Here is a 24,968-nt window from a genome sequence, read left to right on the forward strand (position 1 = left end):
GCGGGTCGGCCTGCGCTTGGGCGCCCGCGCGGCCCGTGCCCTCTTCACCGCCCGGAACGGCCAGGTGATCCCGCGCAGCACCGGCTCCCAGAACAGGGTGAGGAGCGTCAGCAGCACCAGGCCCACGGCCCCGGCCACCAGGATCCGCGGGTCGATCGCGGGTTCCTCGTCCTCGTTGAGGTCCACCACCTCGCCCTGGACGGTGGCGGACGCCTCGTCCTCGGGCGGGGGCGTGTACGCGGGCGGCGGCGGGGGCGGCGAGGGCGGTTCCTGGCCCAGCGCCAGGGCGTTCTCCACCGCCACCACGCACAGCGGGTCCCTGCCCGTGTAGACGTTCTCGCCCCCGGAGTCGAACGGGACCACCAGCCGCCACCCCGGGAGCACCGCGCGGTCCTCGCCCAGCGCGTTGCCGTCGGCCTGGGTCCGTCCGGCGTTCAGGTCGTAGATCTCCGCGGCGCGCTCGGCGTCGTCCAGGATCAGACCCGCGATCGAGTCCAGCCCGGGGGAGCCCTCGGGCACCACGTAGTAGTACACCTCGGGGCAGATCGTGTAGGGGTCGGCGGTGTCCGCGGCCACCGGGCCCGCCGGGACCAGGGCGAACGCCGCGGCCAGCGCCGCCGTGATCGTCGCCGTGCGCGCCGACGGAAGACGTGTGGGGGTCACTCGCTCTACTCCTGTGGCTGTCCGTGCGGGGTCGTGTGAAAGGAGATGACGCGTGGGACGTCCAGGTTCGTCCGAACCGGTCACACCCTGGGAGCGTCTGTTCACTTGTGGACGTGGCAGTCTATGATGACGGATTCGCGGAGACCCTCGTGACCCCGGGCCCCGACACCCCCTCCCGACGTGCCCCGCACGCCCCCGTGACCTCCCCGGGAACCAGGAAAGCGAGTACAGCGGAACGTGGCCGAAAAGCACCGCGACTACCTCCCATGGGAGCTCTTCGACCGGGACAGGGACCCCATCCCGTGGGTCGTGTCCGACGTCCGCGAACTGGAGGGGTTCTACAAGCGTCTGGCCGAGTCGGCCCAGAACGCGGCCCGGGACCTGCGCCGGCTCGACGGGGGAGAGCTCGGTGAGGGCAAGACGGTCGACACCCTCAAGGAGTTCATCGAGGAGCTCCCCAAGTACCTCGACAAGGCCCACGACGCCTACGACGGCGGGTACCGCGCTCTCCACAAGTGGGGCGACGCGCTGGAGATCGCCCGGGAGCGCAGCGCGACGGTCGCTCGCATGGCGGAGACCGCCTACGCCGGCCTGGAGGACGAGGACGACTGGAAGGACGGGGACGATCCCCTCCGCGATGTGTACATCGCCCGCCTCGACAAGATCCTCACCGACATGGACGAGGTGGTCGACGCCGCCAAGCAGGAGCTGGAGGACGCCAAACAGGGCAGTCCGAAGAAACTGTGGGGCTGGCTCGACAAGATCGTGACGTGGGTGGAGGAGAACCCGCTCATCTACGCGGTGGTCATGGTCGCCGCCGGGCTCGTCGCGATCTTCGTCCCCTTCATCGGTGTGGCGCTGGTGCTCGCGGCGCTCGCGGTCAGCACCGCGAGCCTGCACCGCGAGGGCAAACTCGGCTTCAACCGGGAAACCTTCGTCACCCTGGGCATGGACGCGATCTCGCTGGTCCCGGGCGGCGCGCTGCTGCGCGGTGTGGGCAGCGTCGGCCGGGTCGCTGCCCGGGGCGCGAACCGGGTCGCGGGCCCGACGACGGCGCGCCTGCGCAGCGCCGCCACCGCGGTACGCAACGGCAGCGGGGTCACCCGTGTGAGCACTGCGATCACCCGCATCAAGGAGGGTCCCCGGGCCGGGGCGATCAGCTACGCGGTGGCCCGGGACACCGCGGTCGGTATGGGGTCCTCGATCGCCGTCCAGTTGGGCGCGGGCACCGCCGACTGGAAGGACATCAACCTCGGCCACGAGTTCCTCGGCGCGTTCGGCACCAACGCGGCGGGCTCCACCGCCGGTGTCCTGCGGGAGCGGGGGGACTTCGGCGGGCCGCTGTCGTTCCTCAACGCGCCCTCTGGCGGGAGCAACACCAGCAGCGATCCCGGCGGGGTCGACTACACCTACACGCAGACCGACTACGACCGCGGCGGCGCGGACCCCTCCGGGTCCGCGGACCCGGCGCCGGACGGCCCGGACCTGCCGACCGCCGGGTCGACCCGGCCGGGGGACGACTCGATCGACCTCGGCACTGTGGACCTGACCCCGAACGGCGGCGGGCACACGTCCCCGGACCCCCAGAGCGGCGGCGACCCGTCTTCCGCTCCGGCCCCCGCCCGCGCGGACGCACCGGAGCCCCGTGGCGGGGATGCTTCCACGGTGCCCGCCTCTCCTCGGGGCGAGGACCCGTCTTCCGCTCCGGCCCCCGCCCGCGCGGACGCGCCGGAGTCGCGCGGCGGGGACGCCTCCACGGTGCCCGCCTCTCCTCGGGGCGAGGACCCGTCGTTCGCCCCCGCACCCGCCCGGTCGGACGCGCCCCAACCCCGCGGCGATGACCCGTTCACGGTCCCCGCCGCCACCCGCGGCGGGGACGCGGACGGCGAGGGCGCGCCGTCCGTGCGCTCCGACACCCCCGCACCCCCGGGTGAGGACGTCTCCGCGACCCCCGCCACCATGCGCGACGACGGCCCCGAACCGACCACGGTTCCCGAACCCGTGCGCGGCGACTCCGACGGGACCCCTGCACCACAGCGCGACGACACCGATGGCTCCGGCGCCGCCGACAACGACCCGGCCACGCCCGGCGACGGCCGACCCGCGCCCTTCACCATGCGCGTCACCCCCGACAACGTCACCATCGGGGACACGGCCGTGCGCGTGGGCGACGGCGGATTCCGCGTCGAGGGCGCCGACGGCTCCTCCGTCTCCACGACGGACGGCCTCACCCTCACCGGCCCCGACGGCGCCCCCGGCCCCTCGCTGCGCGGCGACGACCTCACCGTTCCCACCGCCGACGGTGACGTCACCGTCTCCCGCGGCCCCGACGGCTCCACCATCCGCACCGAGGACGGCCTCTCCGTCCACCGCCCCGGCGACGGGGAACCCGTCCGGATCACCCAGGACCCCCGCGACCCCGTCGACATCGAGTTCGCCGGGCCGGGGCCGAGCATCTCCCGCCCGGCCGCCGACGGCACCGGCCCCGCGCCGCGCACCCGCGTCGACGACCCCGCCGGCGGTACCCGCACCGAGGCCGGGCCCGACGGCTACCGCGTCGAGGGCGAGGGTTCCACGCACACCTATGACCGGGGGAGCGATTCGGTGAGCGTCGACTCCGGCGGCGTCCGGATCGACGCGGAACCGGGATCGGTCCGGGTCACCGACCCGGACCGGGGCGTCGACGTCCAGCAGTGGGACAACGGCACCGCCGTCGGGCGCGGGGCCGGATCCGGCGCCATGGTCCGCCAGGACGGCTCCATCGACCTGCGGACCGGCAACGCCACCCTCTCCCCACGCGCCACCCAGGACGCGGGCGGCCACGTCCGGATCGACGGCGACGGCGGCATCGGGGGCAGCGACGCCTGGCCCGGCCAGGTCCGCACCGAGGACGGCACCGGCATGGCCATCATCCGGCGCGACGGTGAGGACCGGCTCCAGGTCTGGCATCCGGACGGGACCCGCCGCTCCTACGGCATGGACGGCGGCCCGATCCCCGCCGGGGCCCATCCACCGCTGCGGACCGACTCCCGTGGCGAGCCCTACGTCCTCAGCGGCGGCACCCGTATCTCGGTCACCCGCGGCTCGGACACCTCGCCCGCCCTGCGCATGGACACCCCCCAGGGGTGGACGGTGACCACCTCGCGCGACGGCGAGACCACCCTGGCGGCGCCTTCCGACGGCGGCGGCGACCGCTTCCAGGTCACCCGGAGGCCGGACGGCACCACCGAGGTGGGGACGGACACCCACCGGGTCCGCACCGACGCCGACGGGCTGACCGCCCGCGGCCCGGGCGGTGTGCGCGGCGGCAGCGACCGGGACGGCTCCCACGTCACCGACGGCACCACCCGCACCGACGTCCGGCGCGGCGAATCGTCCGGTCTGGGCCGGGCGGACACCGTCCGCGCCGACCGCCCGGGCCGCCCGCTCGTCTCGCAGGGCGACGCCCGGACCCGGGTGGAGACCGACGACGGCATCGGCGTCGACGTGCGCGGTGACCGGGTCGAGGTCCGGGTGCCCACCGACGGGGACCGCCGTACCGTCAGGAACGGCGACCGTGTCGTGGACACGGGTCCCGACGGCACCTCCGTGCGTCCGACCCAGGACGGCCCCCGCGCGGGCGGCCCCGACCGCTGGCACGCGACCATCGACGACCGTGGCGGCGTGAGCGGCGGCAGCGGCCGTGACCAGAACATCTCCGTCCGCCCCCGGGGCGAGGCCGGACGCCTCCCGCACCGCCCCTCCGACGAGGTCTCCTTCACCAGCGGCGACCTCCAGGGCACCCGGACACCCTCCGGGCGCACCGAGGTCCGCGACGGCGAGATCACGATCGCGGACGGCCGCGGCGGCGTCCGCGTCGACGGCGGCGAGGGGCGGCCCGAACTGCGGATCACCGAGGACCAGGTGCACGTCACCGAACCCGACGGGCACCGCGAGGTCATCGACGTCAACGACATCGGCCGTACCCGGACGGACCGGAACGTCCCCGTGGACCCGGCGCGCGGCCCCGTCCTGCCACCGACCAACACGGTGCGCCACAGGATGGAGGAGATGGCCTGGCAGGTCTCCAAGAACATCATCAACCTGACGTTCGGACTCGGTCTGGACGGCTTCCGTGAGGCGTTCGGCATCCTCGACGAGTACGTGGAGATCGAGAAGGGCTACTGGGTCCAGAACGCGATGCAGCTCGCCACGGCCGTCCCCAAGGGCGGCTATGAGGGCCGGGTCGCCGGCACCCCCGGCCTGCCCACGGACGGGCTCAGCGGGGAGATGGCCGGCGTCGTCCTGGAGATGAGCCACCAGGCCACGCGCAACAACCTCAAGGACGAGTACCTGGAGGAGCGCGAGCCGACCTACCTCCGGCTGGAGGAGATCGAGGACCAGCTGGGCGTTCTGGACGCCATGCTCGACGACAGGGCCGTCGAGGAGTACGAGGCGGAGAACGGCCCGCTCACCCCGGAGCAGCGCAGGACCCTGGACGAGCTCCACAAGGAGGCCCGGCTGGAGCAGGGGCGCCTGCGCCGGGAACAGGCCGAACTCCAGGAACGCGAGAACGGCTAGAACCCCGCCCCGCCACTGGGCAGCAGGAGAGGAGAACCCCATGGCCAAGGTCGTCAGGATCGACACCGACGCCCTCGAAGAGATGCAGCGTTCACTGCGCCGCATCCAGAACGCCTTCGTCGGCGACGACGAGGACTTCAAGAGCCCCGAGGACCGCGCGGAGGGAATCGGCCCCCGCCGGCTGTCCGACTCCGCCAAGGACTACGGCAAGGACTGCAAGAAGAACTACGAGCGCCAGGCCGAGGACCTCGGCGAGTTCCTCAACCTGCTCAACCCGGTGATCACCACCTTCTACGAGATGGACGAGGAGCTGGGCCAAGCCCTCAAGGGCGACGAGAAGCCGCCGCCCCCGCACCACCGCAACCAGCTCGCCTACTGACGGCGTCCGCACCGAGTACGACAGGAGCACCCGTGCCCTACCTCTTCGAAGAGGACGAGCCCGCGGTCATCCTCGGCTTCGACATCGCCGTCCCCGAGGGATGGACCGAGTACGACCTGAGCGGTGACTCCGTGGCCCGCATGCGCGAGCAGGCCGTCAAGACGTACGCCAACCGCCCCGAGGAGCTCAACGCCCTCAGCGACCTGCTGGCCGACATCGGCCGGGCCACCAGGGACGCCACCGCGGGCGGCCTGATGGCGGCGGCCGGCGCCTTCGAGGAGTACGACGACGGGTTCTTCATGGCCAATGTCTGCGTCTTCTCGTTCCCGGCGGGGCGGGGCGAGTACACCCTCGACCCGATCAAGATGATCGAGCACGTCTATCCCGACACGGCCACCGCCCGCGAGGGCACCTGGCTGAAGAAGACCACCGTGGAGATCCCCGGGTGCGGGTCGCAGGTGTGCGGGCGCATCTACGGCGTCACCGACTACGAGATGGACGACGCGCTGGTCCGCTCGCTGGTCATGCACACCTCCTACACCCTCCCCGGGCTGGACAAGCGGATCATGGTCAGCTGCTCCAGCCCCAACCTCCTCCAACTGGAGGAGGTCATGGACCTCTTCGACGCCATCAGCGGCACCGCCCGCTTCTGGTTCGAGGAAGAGGCCGGGACCGGGCGGACGGCTCCGGCCTGACCCGGGCCGGACCGCACGGACGACGAGACCACCACCCCACAACCCACCTCACGACCCAGGGAGACCCCATGCCCGTCTACAACGTCGACAGCGACAAGACCGAGGAGACCTCCGGCTCCCTCATCAAGGAGTTCGAGGCGTTCACCGAGCGCCTGGAGGCCATCAAGCAGAAGGTCGACGGCCTCATCTCCGACGGCTACAGCACCCCCGCCGCCGAGAAGCACTTCCGGCCGTTCTTCGAGGAGTTCAACACCGGCTTCGAGGGTGTGAACAAGGGACTGGAGGGCGTCGCCAAGTACATCAAGCAGGTCGGCACCACGTTCGGCGAGACCGACGAGAAGCTCGGCGAGGGCCTCAAGGGCTGAGCCCCCGCCCTTTTGGACCTCCGCTTCGGTTCGTGCCCGGCGCCCTTCGGGGGCGGGAACGGGTTCCGGGAAGGCACAGCGCCCCCTGCGGAACCCCGCCGACGCCCCGCCGGCCCCGGCGGCGCGGCAGAGTGTTCAAGAGCAGACTCCAGCCCGGCCTGTTCCGGGGCGGCCCCTCCCGGCCGCCCCGGCCCCCGTCACGTATCTCCCGAAGAAGCGGAAGCAGTCCCACCGTGCGCCTCCTCCTCACCGTGACCCCGGCCACCGGTCCCGCAGCGGACGGCTCCGGTCCCGTCGCGACGTCGCCCCTGCGCCTGGACGTCCTGGTCGACGCCGACCCCGGCTCGACCGTGCGCCAGCTGGCCGAGACCGTCGACCCGATGGTGCGCACCCTGCCCCGCACCCCCGGCCGGGACGTCCCCCTCTACCTGGGCGACCGGCCCGTCGACCCGGACCTGTCCCTGGCCGACGCCGGGCTGCTCGACGGCTCCGTCGTCGGCGTCGGCGGACCGGCCCCGGCCACCGCCGAGCCCCCCGGTACGGCGGAGGTCCGGGTCGTCTCCGGCCCCGACGCGGGCCGCATCGTCCGCCTCGACCCCGGCGACTACGTCATCGGCGACGACGAGGCCGCGGTGCTGCCGGTGAACGCCGACGGCCACTGGGCGCGGATCCGCGTCACCCCCGACGGCTCCGTCTCCTTCCTGGACGCCAGCGGCGGCGACGGCTGCGCCCTGGAGGGCGAGCCCGTCGCCGAGGGGGACCCCTGGCCCCAGGGCGAGCAGCTCACCCTGGGCGGCACCCTCTTCGAGGCCTGGCCCAACCACCGCCCCGACGCCGCCGTCGCCCCCGCCGAGGACGGCACCGGCCTGGACTACAACCGGCCGCCCCGCCTGCACCCGGCGCCCACCAAGACCTCCTTCAAGCTGCCCTCCCCGCCCGAGCCGCCGGACCGGCCGATCGTGCAGCTCATCATGATGATCCTGCTGCCCATCACCATGGCGGTCGGCAGCGCGCTCGTCATGGGCCGCCCCCAGTACCTGCTCATCGGCCTGCTCGCCCCCGTGTCGGTGCTGTTCACCCAGATCCTCCAGCGGCGCACCACCAAGGCCCGCTACGACAAGCAGCTCACCGAGTACGAGGAGAAGAAGGAGCGGATCACCAAGGACGCCCGTGACGCCCTCCTCGTCGAGCAGCGCCGCCTACGCGACACCTGCCCCGACCCGGCCGCCGTCCTCCTGCTCGCCACCGGCCCCCGCTCCCGGCTGTGGGAGCGCCGCCAGACCGACGAGGACTTCACCCTCCTGCGCGTGGGCACCGGCAGCCTCCCCTCCAAGGTGGTCCTCAGCGACCCCACCAAGGACGACCACCGCCGCGACATCACCTGGAACATGACCGACGTGCCCGTCGGCGTCTCCGTCAAGGACAACGGCGTGGTCGGCGTCGCCGGCCGGGGCGAGGGCGGCCGGGCCCTCGAACGCTGGCTCCTCGCCCAGCTCGCCGCCCTGCACAGCCCCGCCGAACTCCAGATCCACCTGCTGTCCATGGAGGGCGACCACGACCGCTGGAAGTGGACCCGCCACCTGCCCCACATGCGCGGCGAGCACCCGCACCTGTCGCTCAACCGGGTCGGCATCGACGCCACCACCTGCGCCCGCCGCATCTCCGAGCTGCTCATGCTGCTGGAGGCCCGCAAGCAGGCCAAACGCGACCTCGCCGACCAGCCCGCCGTCGTCATCGTGCTGGACGGCGCCCGCCGCATCCGCTCCCTGCCCGGTGTGGTCCAGCTGCTGCGCGAGGGCCCCGAGGTGGGCATCCACACCCTGTGCCTGGACGCCGAGGAGCGCCTGCTGCCCGAGGAGTGCCAGGCCGTCGTCACCATCACCCCGCACGGGATGCGGCTGCGCCGCACCTCCTTCGACAACGTCGAGGACGTCCGCCCCGACGTGCCCTCCGCCGCCTGGGCCGAGCGCCTGGGCCGCGCCCTGGCGCCCCTGCGCGACAGCAGTGTCGGCGAGGCCGGCGGCTCCCTGCCGCGCGCGGCCCGCCTCCTCGACGTCATCGGGCTCGAACCCCCCAGCGGGGAGGCCATCTCCGCCCACTGGGCGGGCGGCGGCCGCAGCACCGTCGCCACCCTCGGCGTCGGCCTGGACGGGGCGTTCTCGGTGGACATCCGCCGCGACGGCCCGCACGCCCTGATCGCGGGCACCACCGGCTCCGGCAAGTCCGAGCTGCTCCAGACGCTCGTGGCCTCGCTGGCCGCGGTCAACCGGCCCGAGTCGATGTCGTTCGTGCTCGTCGACTACAAGGGCGGCAGCGCGTTCAAGGACTGCGTGGACCTGCCGCACACCGTCGGCATGGTCACCGACCTGGACACCCACCTGGTCGGCCGCGCCCTGGTGTCCCTGGGCGCCGAGCTGCACCGCCGCGAGCACATCCTCGCCAAGGCCGGGGCCAAGGACATCGAGGACTACCTCGAACTCCTGGACCGCGACCCGCGCATGCCGCAGATGCCGCGCCTGATGCTGGTCATCGACGAGTTCGCGTCCATGGCCCGCGAGCTCCCCGACTTCGTCAAGGGCCTGGTGAACATCGCCCAGCGCGGCCGCTCCCTGGGCATCCACCTGGTGCTGGCCACCCAGCGCCCCGGCGGTGTGGTCACCAACGACATCCGCGCCAACACCAACCTGCGCATCGCCCTGCGGATGACCGACGAGAGCGAGAGCCGCGACGTCATCGACGCCCCCGACTCCGCGCACATCGGCATCGACACCCCCGGCCGCGCCCACGCCCGGCTCGGCCACGCCTCCCTGCTGCCGTTCCAGTCCGGCCGGGTCGGCGGGCGCCGCGTGGTGGCCTCCACCGACGCCGCCGCCCCCGAGGTCCACCCGGTCAAGTGGTCCGACCTGGCCCAGCCCGCCCCCGCCTCCCGGCGCGGCGGGCAGGAGCAGACCGGCGACGTCGAGGTCACCGACCTCACCGTGCTGGTCGCCGCCGTCAAGGAGGCCGCGCAGCGGGTGGGCGCGCAGCGCCAGCCCAGCCCCTGGCTGCCCGCCCTGCCGACCGGCCTCACCCTCAACGAGCTGCTCGGCGGCCGTCCCCCCGCCGCCGAACCCGGTGTGGTGCGGGCCGTCCCCGTCGGCCTGGTGGACGTGCCCGCCCGGCAGCGCCAGCACCCCTACACCTTCGACCCGGCCCGCGCCGGTCACCTGCACGTCATGGGCTCCGGGCGCAGCGGCCGCTCCCAGACGCTGCGCACCGTCGCCGCCTCCCTGGCCCTGGCCCACCACCCCGGCGACCTGCACATGTACGGGATCGACTGCGGCAACGGCGCCCTGCTGCCGCTGGAGCGGTTCCCGCACTGCGGGGCCGTCGCCCAGCGCGGCCAGGGGGAGCGGGTGGTGCGCCTGCTCGCCCGGCTGGAGGAGGAGCTGGACCGCCGCCAGAAGCTGCTGGCCGCCAACGGCTGCGCCGACCTGGAGGAGCTGCGCGCCCGGCCCGGAGCGCCGGCCGCCGAGCGCCCCGCCCACCTGGTGCTGTTCATCGACCGCATCGACGTGTTCGAGCAGACCTTCGGCGAGTACAACTACGGCGCCCTGGTGGAGGGCGTGACCACCCTCATGCGCGACGGCGCCGGGGTCGGGATCCACGTGGTCGCCGCCGGCGACCGGATCCTCACCCGCACCAAGTACTCCTCCACCACCGAGGAGCTGCTGGTCCTGCGCTGCAACGACCCCGCCGACTACAGCACCGCCGGGCTCAACGCCCGCTCCCTGCCCGAGGAGGTCCCCGACGGCCGGGCCTTCCGCGCCGGGGACGCCCTGGAGGTGCAGATCGCCCTGCTCAACCGCAACCCGCAGGGCGGGGCGCAGGCCGAGGAGCTGGGCCGGATCGCCGACTTCGTGCGGCGGCGCACCGAGCAGGCCCCCGCCGCCGGGCCGCTCCCGTTCCGCGTGGACGTGCTGCCCGACACGCTCACCTACGACGACACGGCCCGCTACCGGCGCACCGCCGGAAAGCCGCTGGAGGTACTGGTGGGGGTGGGCGGCAACGAGCTGTCGGCGATCACCGCCGACCTGGCGAGCGTGCCCACCTTCCTCATCGCCGGGCCGCCGCGCTCGGGCCGCTCCAGCATGCTGGCCGTGATGGCGCGCTCCCTGCTGGCGGCCGGGACCGAACTGCTGCTGGTCACCCCGCGCGGCTCCCGGCTCACCGAACTGCGCGGCCACCCCGGGGTGCAGGCGGTCATCGACTCCGCCGAGCCGCGGCTGTCGCAGCTGCACGAGGCGCTCGGGAAGTTCGAGGGCGAGACCGCGGCGATCATGGTCGACGACGCCGAACTGCTCCTCCAGAGCGACCTCGGCAAGGAGTTCACCCGCATCGCCCGCGGCATGGTCGGCCCCGGCTGGGGCATCGTCGCCGCGGGCACCAACGACGCCCTCCAGGGCGGGTTCAACGGGTGGCACGTCCACCTCAAGCGCAACCGGATCGGCGCGCTGCTGTCCCCCCAGGCCCAGTCCGACGCCGAGGTGCTCGGGCTGCGGCTGCCCAAGGGGGTGGCCGGGCCGCGCATCGTTCCCGGCATCGCCCACCTCCACCTGGGCGACGGCCGGGTACGGCAGGTGCGCGTGCCGCTGCCGTGACCGGGAGCGGCCGCCCCGCCCCCGGCGGTCGGTGCGGGCGGCCGGTGCCCGTTAGGATCCGAACATCCCCATTCGCGCACTCCCTCCTCCCCTGCCCCGCCGGAGGGCCGCCCTCCCCAGAGACGAGACCTGTGAGTCGACGGCCGTGAGCACCCAACCCAACGCAGTCACCCTGCCCGCAACCGCGACCGACCTGACCTCCACCGACCCCGCCCGGATCGGCCCCTACCGGCCGCTCAAACGGCTGGGCGCCGGGGGCATGGGGGTCGTGTACGCGGCCCACGACACCTCCGGCGAGCTGGTCGCGGTCAAGCTCATCCACCCCGAGTACTCCGCCGACGCCGAGTTCCGCGCCCGGTTCGCCCGCGAGGTCGAACTGCTGCGCCGGGTCGGCGGTGCCTGCGCCGTGCCGCTGCTGGCCGCCGACACCGAGGCCGAGCGCCCCTGGCTGGTCACCCCCTTGGTGCGGGGCATGACCCTCAGCGCCTACATGCGCAAGCACGGCCCCCTGCCGGAACGGCTGCTCATGGGCCTGGCCGCCGGTGTGGCCGAGGCCCTGGTGCAGATCCACGCCGTGGGCATCGCCCACCGCGACCTCAAGCCCGCCAACATCGTGCTGTCCCCCGAGGGACCGCGCGTGCTGGACTTCGGGGTGGCCCGCGCCGTCGACCAGACGGCGCTCACCCGCACCGGGTCCGTGATGGGCTCGCCGGGGTGGATCAGCCCCGACCACTACCGGGGCAAGCCCGCCAGCACCGCCGACGACGTCTTCGCCTGGGGTGCGCTGGTCGCCTACGCGGCCACCGGGCGGCCGCCGTTCGGCACCGGCGACCCGGCGGCCGTGGCGCACCGGGTCATCAGCGGCGAGCCCGACATGGACGGGTTCACCGGCCCCCTGGCGGACCTGGTCCGCCGCGCCCTGGCCAAGGAGGGCGAGCAGCGGCCCGACGCCATGCAGCTGGTGGACGGCGTCATCGCCGTCAACGCGCCCGGCCGCGCCTACGCCCCGATGCAGTCGCCCGAGATGGCGGGCGGCGCGATGGCGGCCGTGGTGGACGAGAGCTGGCGGGACGTGCAGGCCGCCCCGGAGCGCACCTTCGAGGTCGCCCCGCCCAAGGGGGAGGGACGCGCCAAGCGCGTGCTCGCCCTGGTCGGCGCCGGTGCGGGCGCGCTGGTGCTGCTCGCGGGGATCGCCTTCGGCGGTGTGGCGGTCGCGCGCAACTGGGACGCCCTGCCGGTCGCCGCCTGGTTCTCCGCCGACGAGGACGGCGGCGACACCCCGGCCGAGGGCGAGCCGGGCGCGGGCGACGAACGCCGCCCGGGCCCGGTCGGCGAGGAGCCGCAGGAGAGCGGGTCCCCCTCCGCGGAGCCCTCCGACGACCCGTCCGAGGAGGACGGCGAGGAGGACGACGCCGAGGAGGCCGGAGAGGGCGACGGCGGCACCTCCACCACGGCCTCCGGCCTGGTCGGCGCGGGCGTGAGCGCCTCGGGGGCGCGGCCCTCCGGCGACCACGTCATCGCGTTCAAGCCCGACGGCGGCGCGGGCGTGTACGCCCGGCTCGACGGCGCCACCGTGGTGTGCGCCTGGAGCTTCTGCCAGAGCCAGGGCGGCGCCGTCGGCAACGGCAGCGCGGGTTCGGTGCCCTCCAGCCCCTCCGCGCTCACCGGTTACGCCGACCAGGGCAGCCGCACCGTGCAGGCCGAGGTCACCTACACGACGGCGGCCGACGGCACCGTCACCATCACCCGCCTGGTCGAGCACCACCGCACCAGCGGCACCGGGACCCCGCCGTGGTGACCCGGACGAGCGAGCGAGGAACGATGAAGAAGATCACCGGCCGTGTCGCGGCCGTGCTGGGGCTGGCCCTGGTCGTCACGATCGCGAACCCCGCCCCGGTCGGCGCGGTCGCCTACGGCGGCCAGTGCGGCGGCGGGTACGGCAAGGTCAACGAGGCGGCGATCCCGGGCGGGACGGTGTTCCTGACCTACAACGACTCCACCGGCAAGAACTGCGTGGTGGTGGTCCGCTCCGACCCGGGGGCGCGCATCTCCATGGACGCGGCCCTCAAGCAGAGCAGCGGCACCTCCTGGCAGACCGACCCGGGCGACTGGACCGAGTACGCGGGCCCGGTGTACCTGTCCGCGGCCGGGCAGTGCGTGGACTGGGGCGGCCGGATCGGCGACGACTGGGTCGTCCGCAACGGCACCAATTGCAGCTGACCGCCGGGGCGGGGCAGGCTCCGGCCCTCCCCGCCCCGACGGTTCACCGGGGTTCCGGCTCCGCCATCTCCGGCCGCGCGGGCTCGGCCCGAGGGCCCTCCCTCCCGCGCCGCCTCTTCAGTTCGTTGACCGCCGCCACCACCAGCCACAGCGCGGTGAGCGGGATGACGAACCACAGCAGCGCGGCGCTGAAGGGCTCCAGGGCGGCGTGCTCCGTGGCCGCCAGTACCAGGTACGCGATGTAGGCGACGTAGAAGCCGACGAGCAGCGCTCCCTCCCAGCGGGACACGTCCGACCCGGTCAGGGCGATCGGCAGCAGTACCAGGGCCACCGCCACCATGATCGGCAGGTCGAACCGCAGGGCCGACGCCGCGACGTCGATCCCTCCGGGGGCCACCATGGCGGTCAGGCCGAGCACCGCGCCGAGGTTGAACACGTTGCTGCCCACGATGTTGCCCACCGCCATGTCGCGCTCGCCCCGCACCACGGCGACGACACAGGTCACCAGCTCGGGCAGCGACGTGCCGACCGCCACCACGGTCAGCCCGATGAGCAGGTCGCTCACGCCCAGCGACGCCGCGATCGCGCTCGCCCCGTACACCAGCAGCCGGGCCCCCGCCACCAGCAGGGCCGTGCCCACGACCACCAGCACCAGGTCCCGCACGACCGACCTCGCACGCGACACGGGTGCGGGCGCGTCGCCGTCGGCGGCCTCCCGTTCCGGCTCCGGACCGCCGGCCGCGCGCCTGCGGGAGGCGATCACCGTGACGGCCACGTAGACCACCAGGGCCGCGAACAGCAGGCCGCCGTCGACCAGGCTCAGGTTGCCGTCCAGCGCCATCAGCAGCGCCACCACCGACAGCACCACCATCACGGGGATGTCGGCGCGCACGACCTGGGAGTTCACCAGCAGGGGCACGAACAGCGCCGACGCGCCCAGCACGAGCAGGATGTTGGCGATGTTGCTGCCCACCACGTTGCCCACGGCCAGCCCGGCGTGGCCGGAGAGGGCGGCGTCGGTGCTGACCGCCAGCTCCGGTGCCGACGTCGTGAACGACACCACGGTCAGGCCCACGACCAGCGAGGACATTCCCAGTGTCCGGGCCAGGGAACCGGCGCCGCGGACGAGGGACTCCCCTCCCGCGACCAAGAGTACGAACCCCGCCAGCAGGGCGAGAATCACCAGCACGTTCACGTGAGCCTTCCGATCGCTCCACCAGGTCGAACACGGCATACCCGCCACCGCCGGGGTTCTCCCCGCGGGCCACCCGGTTTCCGGCCGGGGCGCCACAAGTCTTCCGGATCGCCGCCCGCGCCGGGCACGGGGGGCGGGTCGGACACCCCGCACGATTTTCCATACGGGTCGACCCGTATGGTAAACATGGGACATGACGACCGAGACGACTCCGCGCGGGCGCCCGCGGGACGAGCGTTCGCACGCGGCGATCCTCGCCGCCACCGCCGAGCTGGTGGCCGAGACCGGCTACGCCGCCACATCCCTCGCGGCCGTGGCGGCCCGGGCCCGGGTGGGCAAGGACACCATCTACCGCCGCTGGTCCGGCAAGGCCGAGCTGGTCTACGAGGCGGTGTTCACCACCACCGACACCGCCCCGGTGCCCGACACCGGCACCCTCGAAGGGGACCTGGACGTCCTCGTCCGGCAGCTGATCGACGAGTTCAGCGCACCCGCCGCCGCGGCGGCGCTCCCCGGCCTGTTGGCGGACTTCGCCGCCTCGCCCACGCTGCGCGCCACCATCCGCACCGCTTTCCTCGCCCCCGCCGAACAGCGCCTGGCCGATGTCTTCGACCGGGCCCGGGAGCGCGGTGAGACCGGTGGGGGCGTCGAGAGCGGCCTGGTGCTCGACACCCTCGTGGCCATCATCCTGTTCCGGCTGGGCATCCTCGGCGAGCCCGCCGGTCCCGAACTGTCCCGGAACATCGCCGGGATCATCGCGAAGGGGATCGAGGTCCGGTGAACGTATGGTTCCTGGTCGCGGGCGCCCTGGCGACCGTGACGGCCCTGATCCATGTCGTCGCCGGGGGACGCGACGTGGTCCGTCCGCTGCTGGACGGCGACCTGGCGGCCGAGCCGCAGCGCACCCTGTACGCGGTGTGGCACTTCGCCACGGCGGACCTCCTGCTCAGCGGCGCCGCACTGATCGCCCTCGCGGTCCGTCCCGAGCCGAACACGCCGCTCGCCCTCTTCATCGCCGCGCACTTCCTCGCGTATGCGGCGGTGTTCCTGGTCGTCACACTCCGCGCGGGCTGGTCACGCCCCCTGCTGCGGCTGCCCCAGTGGATACTGCTGCTTCCGGTCGCGGCCCTGACCGGAGCCGGGGTGCTGTAGCGGCACCGGCGCACACGGCCACCGCGCCGAGTGCCCTCGCCCGGACCGGGTGCCGCGGATCCTCGGTTTCCCCGACCGAATAAAAGGTCAAGGGCCTGTCCTTGAACAGATGGCGTTTCGATGAAAGGAGAACCCGGTGGCCGGTGGTACCGCCACCGGGGTGAGCCGGTCGCCCCGGCCGCCGTCCGGGGTTTGGCGGCGTCCTCCCCGGGCACGGGGAACGCCATGCCCTCCGAGCCCCCCGCACGAGAGTTCCGCCTGCACGACCGGCTGCTCGCGGTCGCACCCGTGTCGGCGGCGGCCGCCGCGGCCGCCGCCGCGGCGGTGTGGGTGAACACCCCCGACCCGGCCGGGTACCCGGACTACTCGGGCCGGGCGGAGGCGGAGGTGGTGCGGGTGCGGACGGAGGCCGGGGCCGGACAGCCGGGGATGGGCGGGCCGAAGACCACCGTCGAGGTCATCTACACGGTCGACGGCCGGGAGCACACCTCCACGGTGGCGGGCGTGCTCCAGCCGGAGCCCGACGCGGGGGACCGGGTCACGGTCGCCTACGATCCCGCCGAGCCGGACCGGGTCACGGTCGCCTACGATCCCGCCGAGCCGGACCGGGCCGCCTCCCCGGATCTGGCCGCGGACCCGGCGGGCAGGCGAATGCGGGCGGTTTTCACCGCCTACTTCGGGTTCATGGTGTTCGCGGGGCTGGCCTTCCTCGGCCGCTTCGCCTGGCGGAACCCGGACCTGTGGAGTCCGGCCCCGCAGGAGGGGCCGCGCGCCCCGGGCCGTTGAGCGCGGGCGCCCTCCGCGCTCACGGCCCCGCCGCCCCCGGACCCCCGGCGGCGGCCATCCTCCGGGCCACCACCCCCAGGATCTGGTGCTCTGGGCAGGGGCCGTGCTCCCGCGAGTCGAGGCTCAGCACGTTGTCGCCCAGCAGGGCCACGTGCCCCGCCGGGCAGGCCCCCCGGAGGCCGACCTCCACCGGGTAGCGGTCGCCCGCCGTCGCGACGACCCGCTTGATGTACCACCCCCGGCCGGCGACCCGGCCGTCCAGCGGCGGCGACCCGCGCCACCCGGTCTCCCGGTCGGGTTCGCCCACGACCACCACGTCGCCCGCGGACACCCCCGACCGGCCGCGGCGCACCAGCACCCGGTCACCGGGCCGGTAGGTCGGTGCCATGCTCCGGCCCTGCACGGTCACCACCACGTACCGGCGGCGCAGCCACAGCACCGCGGCGGCGGCCCCGGAGGCGAGCAGCACCGCTCCCGCGACCGCGATCACACCATCACCTCGCCCGTGCCGGTGTACCCCTCCGCCTGGAGGGTGAACAGCCGGGCGTACTCGCCGTTCCGGCGCATCAGCTCGTCGTGGCCGCCCTGCTCGGCGATCACCCCCTCCTGGAGGACCACGATCCGGTCCGCGCCGCGCACGGCGCCCAGTCGGTGGGAGATCATCACCGTCGCCGCCCCCTCCCGCAGGGTCCGCAGCCGGTCCTGTACCTCGCGTTCGGCCTCCGGGTCCAGCCCCGAGGTCGGCTCGTCCACGATGAGCAGGTCCCGGCCGCGGCGCATCAGCGCGCGGGCGATGGCGAGCTTCTGCCACTGCCCGCCGGACAGGGTCGTGCCCGCGGCGGCGTCCTCGTCCCCTTCCTCCTGGAAGTCCTCCTCCGACTGGTAGAAGATCCGGGAGAGCATCGTGTCGTAGCCGTGCGGCAGTTCCTCGACGAACCCGGCCGCCCCGGCCTCCCGCGCCGCGTCCCGGATCCGCCCGGTGTCCCCGAGGTCCTCCAGGGAGCCGATCGCGATGTTCTCCCGCACCGGCAGGTCATAGGACATGAAGTCCTGGAAGACCGCGCCCATGCGCTCCCGCAGCTCCGCGACGTCCATCTCCCGGATGTCCGCGCCGTCCCACAGCACCCGCCCCCGGGTGGGGTCGTACATGCGGCACAGCAGCTTGACCAGGGTGCTCTTGCCTGCGCCGTTGAGCCCCACCAGGGCCAGCGAACCCGCGGCGGGAACGGTCAGCGAGACCCCCCTGAGCACCCACGGGCCGTCGTCGGTGTAGCGGAACCACACGTCCTCCAGGCGGATGCCCTCGCGCAGCGGTGCGACGGGGCGCGGGTCGCGCGGCACGGGCAGGTCCGAGGGGGTGGCGACCACGTCGTCGTAGTGCCCCATCAGCAGCAGGGCCTGGTAGGCGCCGGTCAGGCTGAGCACGACCTCGGCCAGCGCGCCCTGGACCCCGCCGACCGCGGCGATGAACGCCGCCACGTCGCCGATGGTGAACCCGCCGCGCAGCGCCTCCGCCACCATCCACACCGACCCGCCCGCGGAGACCAGCGCGCCCAGCAGCGCCAGGGGGCCATGGGTCAGCATGACCTTGCGGTCCAGACGCTCTTCGGCGGCGTTGACCTGCACCGATTCGCCGCGCATCCGGTTCAGCAGAAACCCGCCAGAACCGAACAGGCGGGTCTCCTTGATGGCCGCCGGGTTCAGCATCAGGTTCTGGTAGAACATCTGCCGCCGCATGCGCGGGCTCGTCCGCCACAGCATCCCGGCCCGCTCCCGGTTGAGCACCAGCTGCACGAACAGCATCGGCAGGGCGGCGGCGACGGTGACCGCGGTGATCAGGGGACTGATGGTCAACAGGACCCCGAGCAGGCCCGTGATCGTCAGCGCCCCGCGCACGGAGGCGAACACCGATCCGAGGACCTCCTCCGGTGCGGTGGTCGCCGAGGTCTGGGCCACCCGCAGCCGGTCGAGGAAGGCGGGCTCCTCGAACCGGCGCAGCCCCGAGATCCGGTCGACCGCGCCGTACAGGCGCTGCTGCACCAGGAGGGAGACGCCGCGCTTGATCCGTGAACCCAGGTAGGCGGACACGTGGCTCGACAGCGACGCGACCAGTGTGAACACGCCGAGGAACACCACGAGCAGCAGGGGCGCCTCCACCAGCGGGCCGGGCACCCCCGGGGCGGCGCCGCCCTCCGCGAGGACGTCCAGCAGCCATTTGGTGACGAGGGCGACCCCGGCCGGGAGCAGGCCGTCCACCACGGTGAGGGCGGAGTACAGGGCCAGTGACCAGGGCGCGGCGCGCCACGCGACCCCGAGCGACCGCAGGGCCCGTGCGATCGCGGTGCGCGGGCCCATCCGGTCCCGGCGGGGAGGGGTCCCCGCGGTCACGCGCCCGCCAGGGCGGCCGCGACGTCCCCGACCTCCACACCGGAGCGGATCACCGTGCCGTCGGCGTCGGCGAGGATGACGGCGGGGACGCCGCCCGGGGAGAAGGCCCGCCCGAGCTCGTCGCCGAGGCTCTGCATGACGACGGTGGTGCGGCCCTCCAGGACGGAGGTGTAGGCGTCCGCGTCGGCCCCGGGGGCCTCGTGCCCGACGAAGGCGATCACCTGCTCGGGGGCCAGCCCGGCGCGCTCGGCGAAGTCCACCAGGGGCCGGAGCTGCTGCTTGCAGATGCCGCAGTCGGTGTCGAAGAAGGCGTACACGGCCTTGTCACCGATGCGGTCCCTGGAGGAGACCTCGGCCCCGGTCGTGGAGGTGGCGGTGAACTCCGGGATCACCGTGCCCGCGGGGATCTGCTCCAGGTCCGGGGAAACGGGCAGGGCGCCCCCGCGACCCGGGCCGGGCTCCTCCGCCCGGCGCAGCCGGCGCACCAGCGCCAGGGTCAGCACCAGGTTGAACAGGGACAGCGCGGTCAGTACCGCGACCGCCGCGGCAAGGATCGCCATGACGTCCTCCAGGGTTCATGTACGGGGCAGCCGGACCGGCCCGGGCCGGAAAAGGTCGACGAGGTCGTCGAAGTAGAACGTGACCGCGGTCAACGCGGCGGCGGCCCCCGCGGCCACGGCCGCCGCGTTCGGGGAGGGGAGCACGGGACCGGCCACGACGGCGCAGCCCAGCCCGGTGGCGGCCAGGGCGGACAGGACGAGGTTGCGCCAGACGTGCGGCCACCCCAGCACGGACCGGCCCGTGCCGAAGCAGGAGCACGCCACGGCGTTCTCGGCGCGCGCCGAGTACAGGGCCAGCAGGGTGAAGGCGGCGAACAGGACGGCGGCGGCGAGGAGGGCGGGGATCCGCACCCAGGCCCCGGCCAGGAGGGCGGCGCCGAGGAGCAGCTCGACCGCGATGTGCGCACGGGACGCGGCCGCGGCGGGGAACCGCCGCACGGGCAGGCGGTCGGCCAGGTCCGTCCAGGACCGGAGGTTGGCCTCACCGCGGACCTTGGACAGCCCGGAGGTGATGAACACCCCGGCGACGGCGGTCTGTAGGAAGAACGTGGCGATGACGGACAAGGGGCTGCGACCTCCCGGTTCGCGAGCAGCGGGGGTGGGGCCGGTGCCGCCCCGCACCTGCGCGGGACGGCGGGGCGGGGTCAGCAGCCGCAGTGGCGGTTCGTCCAGGGGTAGTAGTAGACGCTGCCCTCACTGGGGTACCGGCAGACCTTGCGGCGCTGGGTTCCACCGCCACTACAGAAACGCGAGCAGCGGTACTGGAAGGAGCAGATGGGTTCCTCGGCCCTGGCCGTCGCTGTGGGAATGAAGAGTCCCAGGACCCGGTCGCCGAGACCGAGGAGAGGGGTGATGCTCAACGCGGTGACTCCTTGTCGCGCCCCGTGACGGGGCGGTTGCGGGACGGGAGCAGTGACCCCGAACGGATGCGGGGTCTTCCGGGGCAAGGGGTCGGCGGCCGCCGCCGAAGGGGGAAGGGGCTCGGGACGGCTGAGGACGCCCCCCGACTGTGGCGCGCGGACCGTGTGCATTCCTTGAACATTCCTTGAACCCCCGGACCGGGGTGGAGGAGGTCGTCCGGGGCCGTGGCCGCCGCACCGATCGGGCGGTTCGCCCGCACGCCCTGTAGCGAGAGGGCGTGCGGGGCGGCCCCTTTCACCACCGCGTGCCCGCCCGAGAGCGGACCGGAACGGCGCTGCGTCAGCGGGAGACGGCCCGGTGCCGCTCCAGGGCCCGGCGGGCGAACTCGGGGATGCGCAGGGAGCCGAGTGCCGCCGGCGGGAACCAGGCGAGTTCCCGCCCCTCGGTGAGGGTCAGGCTCGCGGCGTCCCCGTCCAGACCGCGGCGAAGGCGGTGACAAGCTGCCCCGAGCCCAGCGAGTCCGGGACCTCGCACAGTTCGGTCAGCCCGGGGAGGGTGAGGCCGACCTCCTCCATGAGCTCGCGGACGATCGCCTCGGCGGGCGCCTCACCCGGCTCGCAGCCCCCGCCGAGCAGGGACCAGTGGCCGGGCCAGAAGATCCCGGGGATGTCGTCGCGCAGGTGCATCAGGTACTCGCCGCGGCCGTTGGTGATGACGGCGACGGCCCCGCGTGGTCGGGGGTCGGTCATCCCCCCAACGTAGGGCCCCTGCCGTGGACCCACCAGGGGAACACTCCACAGAGCCGGGCTCCCCGCGGGTCGCGGGGAGCCCGTGTGCGTCACCGTGCGAGGGTGAAGGCGGCCCAGGTGTGGGTGCCGAGGTCACCGAGGGGGTGGACGGGCGAGTATCCCCAGGCTGTGGACAACTCTTCGACCATGAGGAGGCCGCGTTGTCCCTCGGCGGTGTCCCATTCGGTGGAGGTGCGTGCCTTCGGGATGGCCGGGACGTCCCCGGACAGCCCGTCGTCGGTGAACCCCAGGGTCAGTGAGCGGTCGCCGACCAGCCACAGGGTCCGGATCACTGCGCCGTCGCTCTGCCCGGAGCCCGTGTACTTGACGCAATTGGCGAAAAGCTCGCTGCCGCACAGGATGATCGTGTCGGTGAGGTCGTCGTCGAACCCGGCGAGGTCGGAGCGCAGGTCCCGGCGCACGGTGGACAGGCGGGACAGGTCGCCGGGGTAGAGGCGGTGGGTCCACAGCCGGGTCGGGGTCATGCGCCCACCCCCGCCGTCTGCTTCTGCTGCTGTTCCTGCCAGCGGCGGACGGCGTCGGCCAGGTCGTCGAACGTCACGGGCGGCGGGGTGGGGGCGAGCAGGTCGCCCTCCCCGAGGCGGGGCGACGGGATGCGGGGGCCGGTCCACTGCTGAAGGCGTGCGGTGGCGACGGCCTGGACGCGGGCCTGTTCGTGGGCGGTGTAGTAGGGCCTGACCAGGGCGATGTCGTCGGCGGGGAAGGTCTCGCGCGGCTCGACCAGACGCGGGGTGGCCGGGGGGAGTTCCCTGGTGGCGGGTGCGGGGTTCGCGGCGTAGCGACGGACCCGGTTGGCGCGGCGGCGCCGGTGGTGACGACCGCGCGGGGAGGTGAACAGCGCTCGCAACAGGGCGAAAGCAGCCCCGAGGAGCGTGGCACTAAAGTGGTGCACGCTGGCATTCCTTGGTTAAGAGGGTGGATGCTGGCCACGACCCCGGGCGCTTGTAGGCGTCGCGGGGTCACGAGTTTTTTCGGTTGTGGGGCCAGGATAGGGCAATCCGAGGACTGCGCGCACATTTTTCGGACGGATCACCGAAGAAGTTGCGCCTCTATGCGTTTCCCCTGTTCGAGTCGCTGCTCAAGCTCTCCTATGGGGTTTTCTGGAGAAAAGAAATATAGGTCCTATTTGCTGGTTTTGGTGTACTAGGGGAGTCCGATCCCGGCGGCACGGAACCTCCGGGCAGCCCGTGCAGTCTCACTGGTATGCACTCCACCACCCCCGCTTCCCCCAAGCCCATGGGCTGCGTCGGCCGGGTCTTCGTCTGGACGATGATCCCCCTGATCTTCCTGTTCACCGCCGTGATCGGCCTGTTCATGGTCGCCGACGGCTTCGCCGCCCGCGACACGCTGGCCACCGGGCCGGTGGGCACGTTCACTCCGGTGGAGAAAACGTGCGGCAGCAGGGGCGGCTGCGCTCTGGAGGGAACGTTCACCAGCGATGACGGTGCGGTCACCCGCGCGGACGTGGACCTGAGGGACGCGATCGACGTCGGTGCGGGCGATGCGCTTCCGGGGCCTATCGACGGTGTGCGCCTGGACACCGACGCCCGCAGGCCGACCGCTTACACCGCCGACTACTCGTGGGCGGGGGCCATGGTGAAGGGGGCCGGGTTCGCCGTCATGGGAGTGGTGCTCTCGACCGGCCTGGCGGTTGGAACGGTCCGCTACCAGGCCAGGGCTCGGGCCGCGATCGTCCGGGGACAGCGCCCCGGCCCGCCCGGTCCGTACGGCCCGCAGCGGTGAAGCAGACCGGTTTGTTGACCGAACATGGCGAAGGCCCCGGGCCGTACTTCTTCGGACCGGGACCTTGCGCTGGTTCGGCTACTTCTCGGCCGCCAGGACCGCGACCCACTCGGAGGGGCCGAAGGAGAGGTGCCCGGCCTCGCGGTTCTTGGTGTCGCGCGCCTCTGCCGCCTCTGCGTTCCACCTGCACTCGACACAGTTTCCACTGTTCGGGCTGTACGAACTCTTAGACCAAGAATCGTTCACCGTAGACCTTCCAAGACTTCTCGTGACTCCCTGGCCGGGAGCGCGGCTGCGAGCGCGGAGGATACCGCTCCCAGCAGTGCAGGCTGATCCGCCCGTTCCGCCAACACGGTACCGCCGCTCCAGTCTCCGGCGACCGCTACTTCACCGCTGGCGAAGCGATAGACCGTGGTGGCGCTACCGGGCGCGAGGAGTATGGAACCGCGAGGAACCAGATGCACGGTGACCCGCCCGGTATCGACCCATTCGAGCAGAGTGCTCACCTGCTCGGCTCGGATGTCCTGGGACAAGGCGTCGAGTACGAAAAGTGGGAACACGGCCGTCACCTTGAGCTTTGGTAGCTGGTGGAGCCGCTGACAGCGAAGCGCGGTCAGTTTCGCTATTTCCTCTTCCGTCATCCACGGGCGCGCGGTGCGGAACAGTAGGGAAGCCAGTGAAGGGCACTGAAGATAGCCCGCGACCATGCCCGGGGTGGCGACTTCTGCGGCGCGTGCCTCAGGCTCAATACGGGAGAGCGAACGTGCCCACAGGGGGATGCTGAAGCCGTCCTTCGCCTCCTGGTGCCTGGCCAGCAGGGTGCCATCGCATCCCAGGATGCGGTCCAGGGTCTCGGCGTTCTCTCGCTTGGGCAGCGAGCCCGAGTTTTCCCACCTATTCAGGGATGAAAGCGACAAATTTGCTGATCTCGCTAGCTGAGTCTGCGTCAATCCCGCCGCTTCCCGCGCGGCGGTCAAAGCCTCTGCGAATATGCCGGGGGTCATGCAAGAAAGATACCGGCAGGGCTCTCGGGAGCACCTGGGATTCTCGGAATTTCCTGTGAAAATAGGCTGGGATGGCCAACGCTGGATGCATGAGCGGAACCCACAGGACCGTCACCGGGCACCTGGACACGGACACCGAAACGGCTGTACTCGCACTGCACTCGGCCCTGCGCCGCCGGGGGGTGGCGGCCGCGGACGGCGACCTCCCCGGCTCGGTGCGCGCGGAGCACGCCGGGCGGCGGATCACCATCCGTCTGGTGGACCGGCAGTGGTGGCGGCCGATGCCCGGTCGGCCCGACGTCACCGTCCCCCTCGCCCGCCAGGGGGCCGAGGATCTGCTCGCCCGGCAGCTCGTCTGTGAACTCCTGGGGCGGTTGTGACCGGCGACGCTCCCCTCACCTGGGCCGAGTTCATCCGCCTCACCCGGCCCCGCACACCACAGGTCCCCCGGCCCCGCCCGGCGGAACCGCCCCCGCTGCCCCGCCGCACCCGCACCCGCACATCTGAACACCCCGGAAAGGACACCGCCATGCCCGCCCACACCGACACCCGCCCCGCCCGGTGCGGCCGGCCCGCCACCCGCCTCCAGCGGGAACGGGCCGACAAGCTCTTCGACCTGGTGTCCTCGCTCCTGCGCGAGGCGGCCGACCCCGACGCGGATACCGCCGCGCTGCTCCGCGCGGCGGACCGGGCCTTCGAGGCCCTGCATCGCCACCTCACCCGCGGCGGCGTCCTCCCCCAGCCCTGGCGCGACGCTCGCCACTGACCCCAGGTTGCGCCCCGCCGGAACCTTCGGGCCGTTCGTCCACCACCGGCGGTACCCGGCCCGCGGCACGAGGTCGGGGCCGTGGTCCGCCTCGGGGGCGATATCGATCACGACCGTGTCGGTCGTCCCGGGTAAGCCCCTTTGGGGTGACGTATTCGTCGACGACCGGGCCGAGGCCGTCC

24 protein-coding genes and 1 pseudogene are annotated in these 24,968 nt (G+C 73.2%); 13 read left to right on the top strand and 12 right to left on the bottom strand.

Annotation, left to right across the window (positions count from 1 at the left end; genetic code table 11):
* Positions 1-663: pseudogene (locus QJS33_RS12180) on the bottom strand (hypothetical protein); the annotation flags it as partial.
* A 237-nt stretch (positions 664-900) separates the two neighbouring features.
* On the opposite strand from QJS33_RS12180, the gene QJS33_RS12185 reads away from it, so the two are divergent.
* The 7 genes from QJS33_RS12185 to QJS33_RS12215 all read left to right on the top strand — a co-directional run bounded on the left by QJS33_RS12185 (position 901) and on the right by QJS33_RS12215 (position 13,522).
* Positions 901-5,223 (top strand): hypothetical protein, encoded by a 4,323-nt coding sequence (locus QJS33_RS12185; RefSeq protein WP_306368045.1) that lies wholly within the window; start codon positions 901-903, stop codon positions 5,221-5,223.
* Between the two features lie 40 nt (positions 5,224-5,263).
* Positions 5,264-5,602 carry a hypothetical protein gene (locus QJS33_RS12190; protein ID WP_306368046.1) on the top strand — a complete coding sequence of 113 codons (339 nt, stop codon included), beginning with the start codon at positions 5,264-5,266 and terminating at the stop codon, positions 5,600-5,602.
* A gap of 32 nt (positions 5,603-5,634) precedes the next feature.
* A complete protein-coding gene (locus tag QJS33_RS12195) occupies positions 5,635-6,297 on the top strand; it encodes a hypothetical protein (protein ID WP_306368047.1) in 663 nt (220 codons plus the stop codon).
* Between the two features lie 68 nt (positions 6,298-6,365).
* Complete coding sequence (locus QJS33_RS12200) at positions 6,366-6,662, top strand: WXG100 family type VII secretion target (RefSeq protein ID WP_306368048.1); 297 nt, start codon at positions 6,366-6,368, stop codon at positions 6,660-6,662.
* Between the two features lie 233 nt (positions 6,663-6,895).
* Positions 6,896-11,302 carry an FtsK/SpoIIIE domain-containing protein gene (locus QJS33_RS12205; RefSeq protein WP_306368049.1) on the top strand — a complete coding sequence of 1,469 codons (4,407 nt, stop codon included), beginning with the start codon at positions 6,896-6,898 and terminating at the stop codon, positions 11,300-11,302.
* 145 nt (positions 11,303-11,447) lie between these two features.
* Complete coding sequence (locus QJS33_RS12210) at positions 11,448-13,100, top strand: serine/threonine-protein kinase (protein ID WP_306368050.1); 1,653 nt, start codon at positions 11,448-11,450, stop codon at positions 13,098-13,100.
* A gap of 23 nt (positions 13,101-13,123) precedes the next feature.
* On the top strand, positions 13,124-13,522 hold the full coding sequence (locus tag QJS33_RS12215; protein ID WP_306368051.1) for a spore-associated protein A: 399 nt from the start codon (positions 13,124-13,126) through the stop codon (positions 13,520-13,522).
* Positions 13,523-13,565: 43 nt separating this feature from the next.
* On the opposite strand, the gene QJS33_RS12220 is transcribed toward QJS33_RS12215, so the two are convergent.
* Positions 13,566-14,717, bottom strand: a complete 1,152-nt coding sequence (locus tag QJS33_RS12220; RefSeq protein WP_306368052.1) for a calcium/sodium antiporter — start codon at positions 14,715-14,717, stop codon at positions 13,566-13,568.
* Positions 14,718-14,910: 193 nt separating this feature from the next.
* Between QJS33_RS12220 and QJS33_RS12225 the strand changes: the two genes are divergently transcribed.
* From QJS33_RS12225 to QJS33_RS12235, 3 genes are all read left to right on the top strand, one after another.
* A complete protein-coding gene (locus tag QJS33_RS12225) occupies positions 14,911-15,498 on the top strand; it encodes a TetR-like C-terminal domain-containing protein (protein ID WP_306368053.1) in 588 nt (195 codons plus the stop codon).
* Positions 15,495-15,869, top strand: coding sequence for a hypothetical protein (locus QJS33_RS12230; RefSeq protein ID WP_306368054.1), 375 nt, complete (start codon positions 15,495-15,497; stop codon positions 15,867-15,869). Before QJS33_RS12225 ends, QJS33_RS12230 begins: the two co-directional genes overlap by 4 nt.
* A gap of 225 nt (positions 15,870-16,094) precedes the next feature.
* A complete protein-coding gene (locus tag QJS33_RS12235; RefSeq protein ID WP_306368055.1) occupies positions 16,095-16,655 on the top strand; it encodes a DUF3592 domain-containing protein in 561 nt (186 codons plus the stop codon).
* A gap of 19 nt (positions 16,656-16,674) precedes the next feature.
* Here QJS33_RS12235 and QJS33_RS12240 read toward each other — a convergent pair whose 3' ends face one another.
* From QJS33_RS12240 to QJS33_RS12275, 8 genes are all read right to left on the bottom strand, one after another.
* The gene (locus tag QJS33_RS12240) at positions 16,675-17,145 is read right to left on the bottom strand and encodes a S24/S26 family peptidase (RefSeq protein ID WP_306368056.1); all 471 of its coding nucleotides are present in this window, start codon (positions 17,143-17,145) and stop codon (positions 16,675-16,677) included.
* Positions 17,142-19,010, bottom strand: a complete 1,869-nt coding sequence (locus QJS33_RS12245) for an ABC transporter ATP-binding protein (protein ID WP_306368057.1) — start codon at positions 19,008-19,010, stop codon at positions 17,142-17,144. The genes QJS33_RS12240 and QJS33_RS12245 overlap by 4 nt, the downstream gene beginning before the upstream one ends.
* A 29-nt stretch (positions 19,011-19,039) precedes the next feature.
* Entirely contained in the window at positions 19,040-19,603 is a 564-nt protein-coding gene (locus QJS33_RS12250) for a peroxiredoxin (protein WP_306368058.1), read from the bottom strand.
* A gap of 15 nt (positions 19,604-19,618) precedes the next feature.
* The gene (locus tag QJS33_RS12255) at positions 19,619-20,167 is read right to left on the bottom strand and encodes a MauE/DoxX family redox-associated membrane protein (protein ID WP_306368059.1); all 549 of its coding nucleotides are present in this window, start codon (positions 20,165-20,167) and stop codon (positions 19,619-19,621) included.
* An 80-nt stretch (positions 20,168-20,247) separates the two neighbouring features.
* Complete coding sequence (locus tag QJS33_RS12260) at positions 20,248-20,463, bottom strand: hypothetical protein (RefSeq protein WP_306368060.1); 216 nt, start codon at positions 20,461-20,463, stop codon at positions 20,248-20,250.
* A 453-nt stretch (positions 20,464-20,916) separates the two neighbouring features.
* Positions 20,917-21,213: an NUDIX domain-containing protein gene (locus tag QJS33_RS12265; RefSeq protein WP_306368061.1), complete on the bottom strand. Its 297-nt coding sequence runs from the start codon at positions 21,211-21,213 to the stop codon at positions 20,917-20,919.
* An 89-nt stretch (positions 21,214-21,302) separates the two neighbouring features.
* On the bottom strand, positions 21,303-21,737 hold the full coding sequence (locus QJS33_RS12270) for an ATP-binding protein (protein WP_306368062.1): 435 nt from the start codon (positions 21,735-21,737) through the stop codon (positions 21,303-21,305).
* Complete coding sequence (locus tag QJS33_RS12275; protein WP_306368063.1) at positions 21,734-22,165, bottom strand: hypothetical protein; 432 nt, start codon at positions 22,163-22,165, stop codon at positions 21,734-21,736. The genes QJS33_RS12270 and QJS33_RS12275 overlap by 4 nt, the downstream gene beginning before the upstream one ends.
* 311 nt (positions 22,166-22,476) lie before the next feature.
* Here QJS33_RS12275 and QJS33_RS12280 point away from each other — a divergent pair, with 311 nt between their 5' ends.
* The gene (locus tag QJS33_RS12280; protein ID WP_306368064.1) at positions 22,477-23,016 is read left to right on the top strand and encodes a hypothetical protein; all 540 of its coding nucleotides are present in this window, start codon (positions 22,477-22,479) and stop codon (positions 23,014-23,016) included.
* A gap of 78 nt (positions 23,017-23,094) precedes the next feature.
* Here the strand turns inward: QJS33_RS12280 and QJS33_RS12285 are convergent, their stop codons facing one another.
* Entirely contained in the window at positions 23,095-23,262 is a 168-nt protein-coding gene (locus tag QJS33_RS12285) for a DUF397 domain-containing protein (protein WP_306368065.1), read from the bottom strand.
* Positions 23,259-24,020, bottom strand: coding sequence for a Scr1 family TA system antitoxin-like transcriptional regulator (locus QJS33_RS12290; protein ID WP_306368066.1), 762 nt, complete (start codon positions 24,018-24,020; stop codon positions 23,259-23,261). Before QJS33_RS12290 ends, QJS33_RS12285 begins: the two co-directional genes overlap by 4 nt.
* An 89-nt stretch (positions 24,021-24,109) precedes the next feature.
* On the opposite strand from QJS33_RS12290, the gene QJS33_RS12295 reads away from it, so the two are divergent.
* Together QJS33_RS12295 and QJS33_RS12300 are read left to right on the top strand one after the other, a co-directional pair.
* The gene (locus QJS33_RS12295; RefSeq protein ID WP_306368067.1) at positions 24,110-24,400 is read left to right on the top strand and encodes a hypothetical protein; all 291 of its coding nucleotides are present in this window, start codon (positions 24,110-24,112) and stop codon (positions 24,398-24,400) included.
* Positions 24,401-24,549: 149 nt separating this feature from the next.
* Positions 24,550-24,786 (top strand): hypothetical protein, encoded by a 237-nt coding sequence (locus QJS33_RS12300; protein ID WP_306368068.1) that lies wholly within the window; start codon positions 24,550-24,552, stop codon positions 24,784-24,786.
* Positions 24,787-24,968: the final 182 nt, after the last annotated feature.

It is taken from the genome of Nocardiopsis sp. CC223A (assembly GCF_030766825.1).
Lineage (GTDB): Bacteria > Actinomycetota > Actinomycetes > Streptosporangiales > Streptosporangiaceae > Nocardiopsis.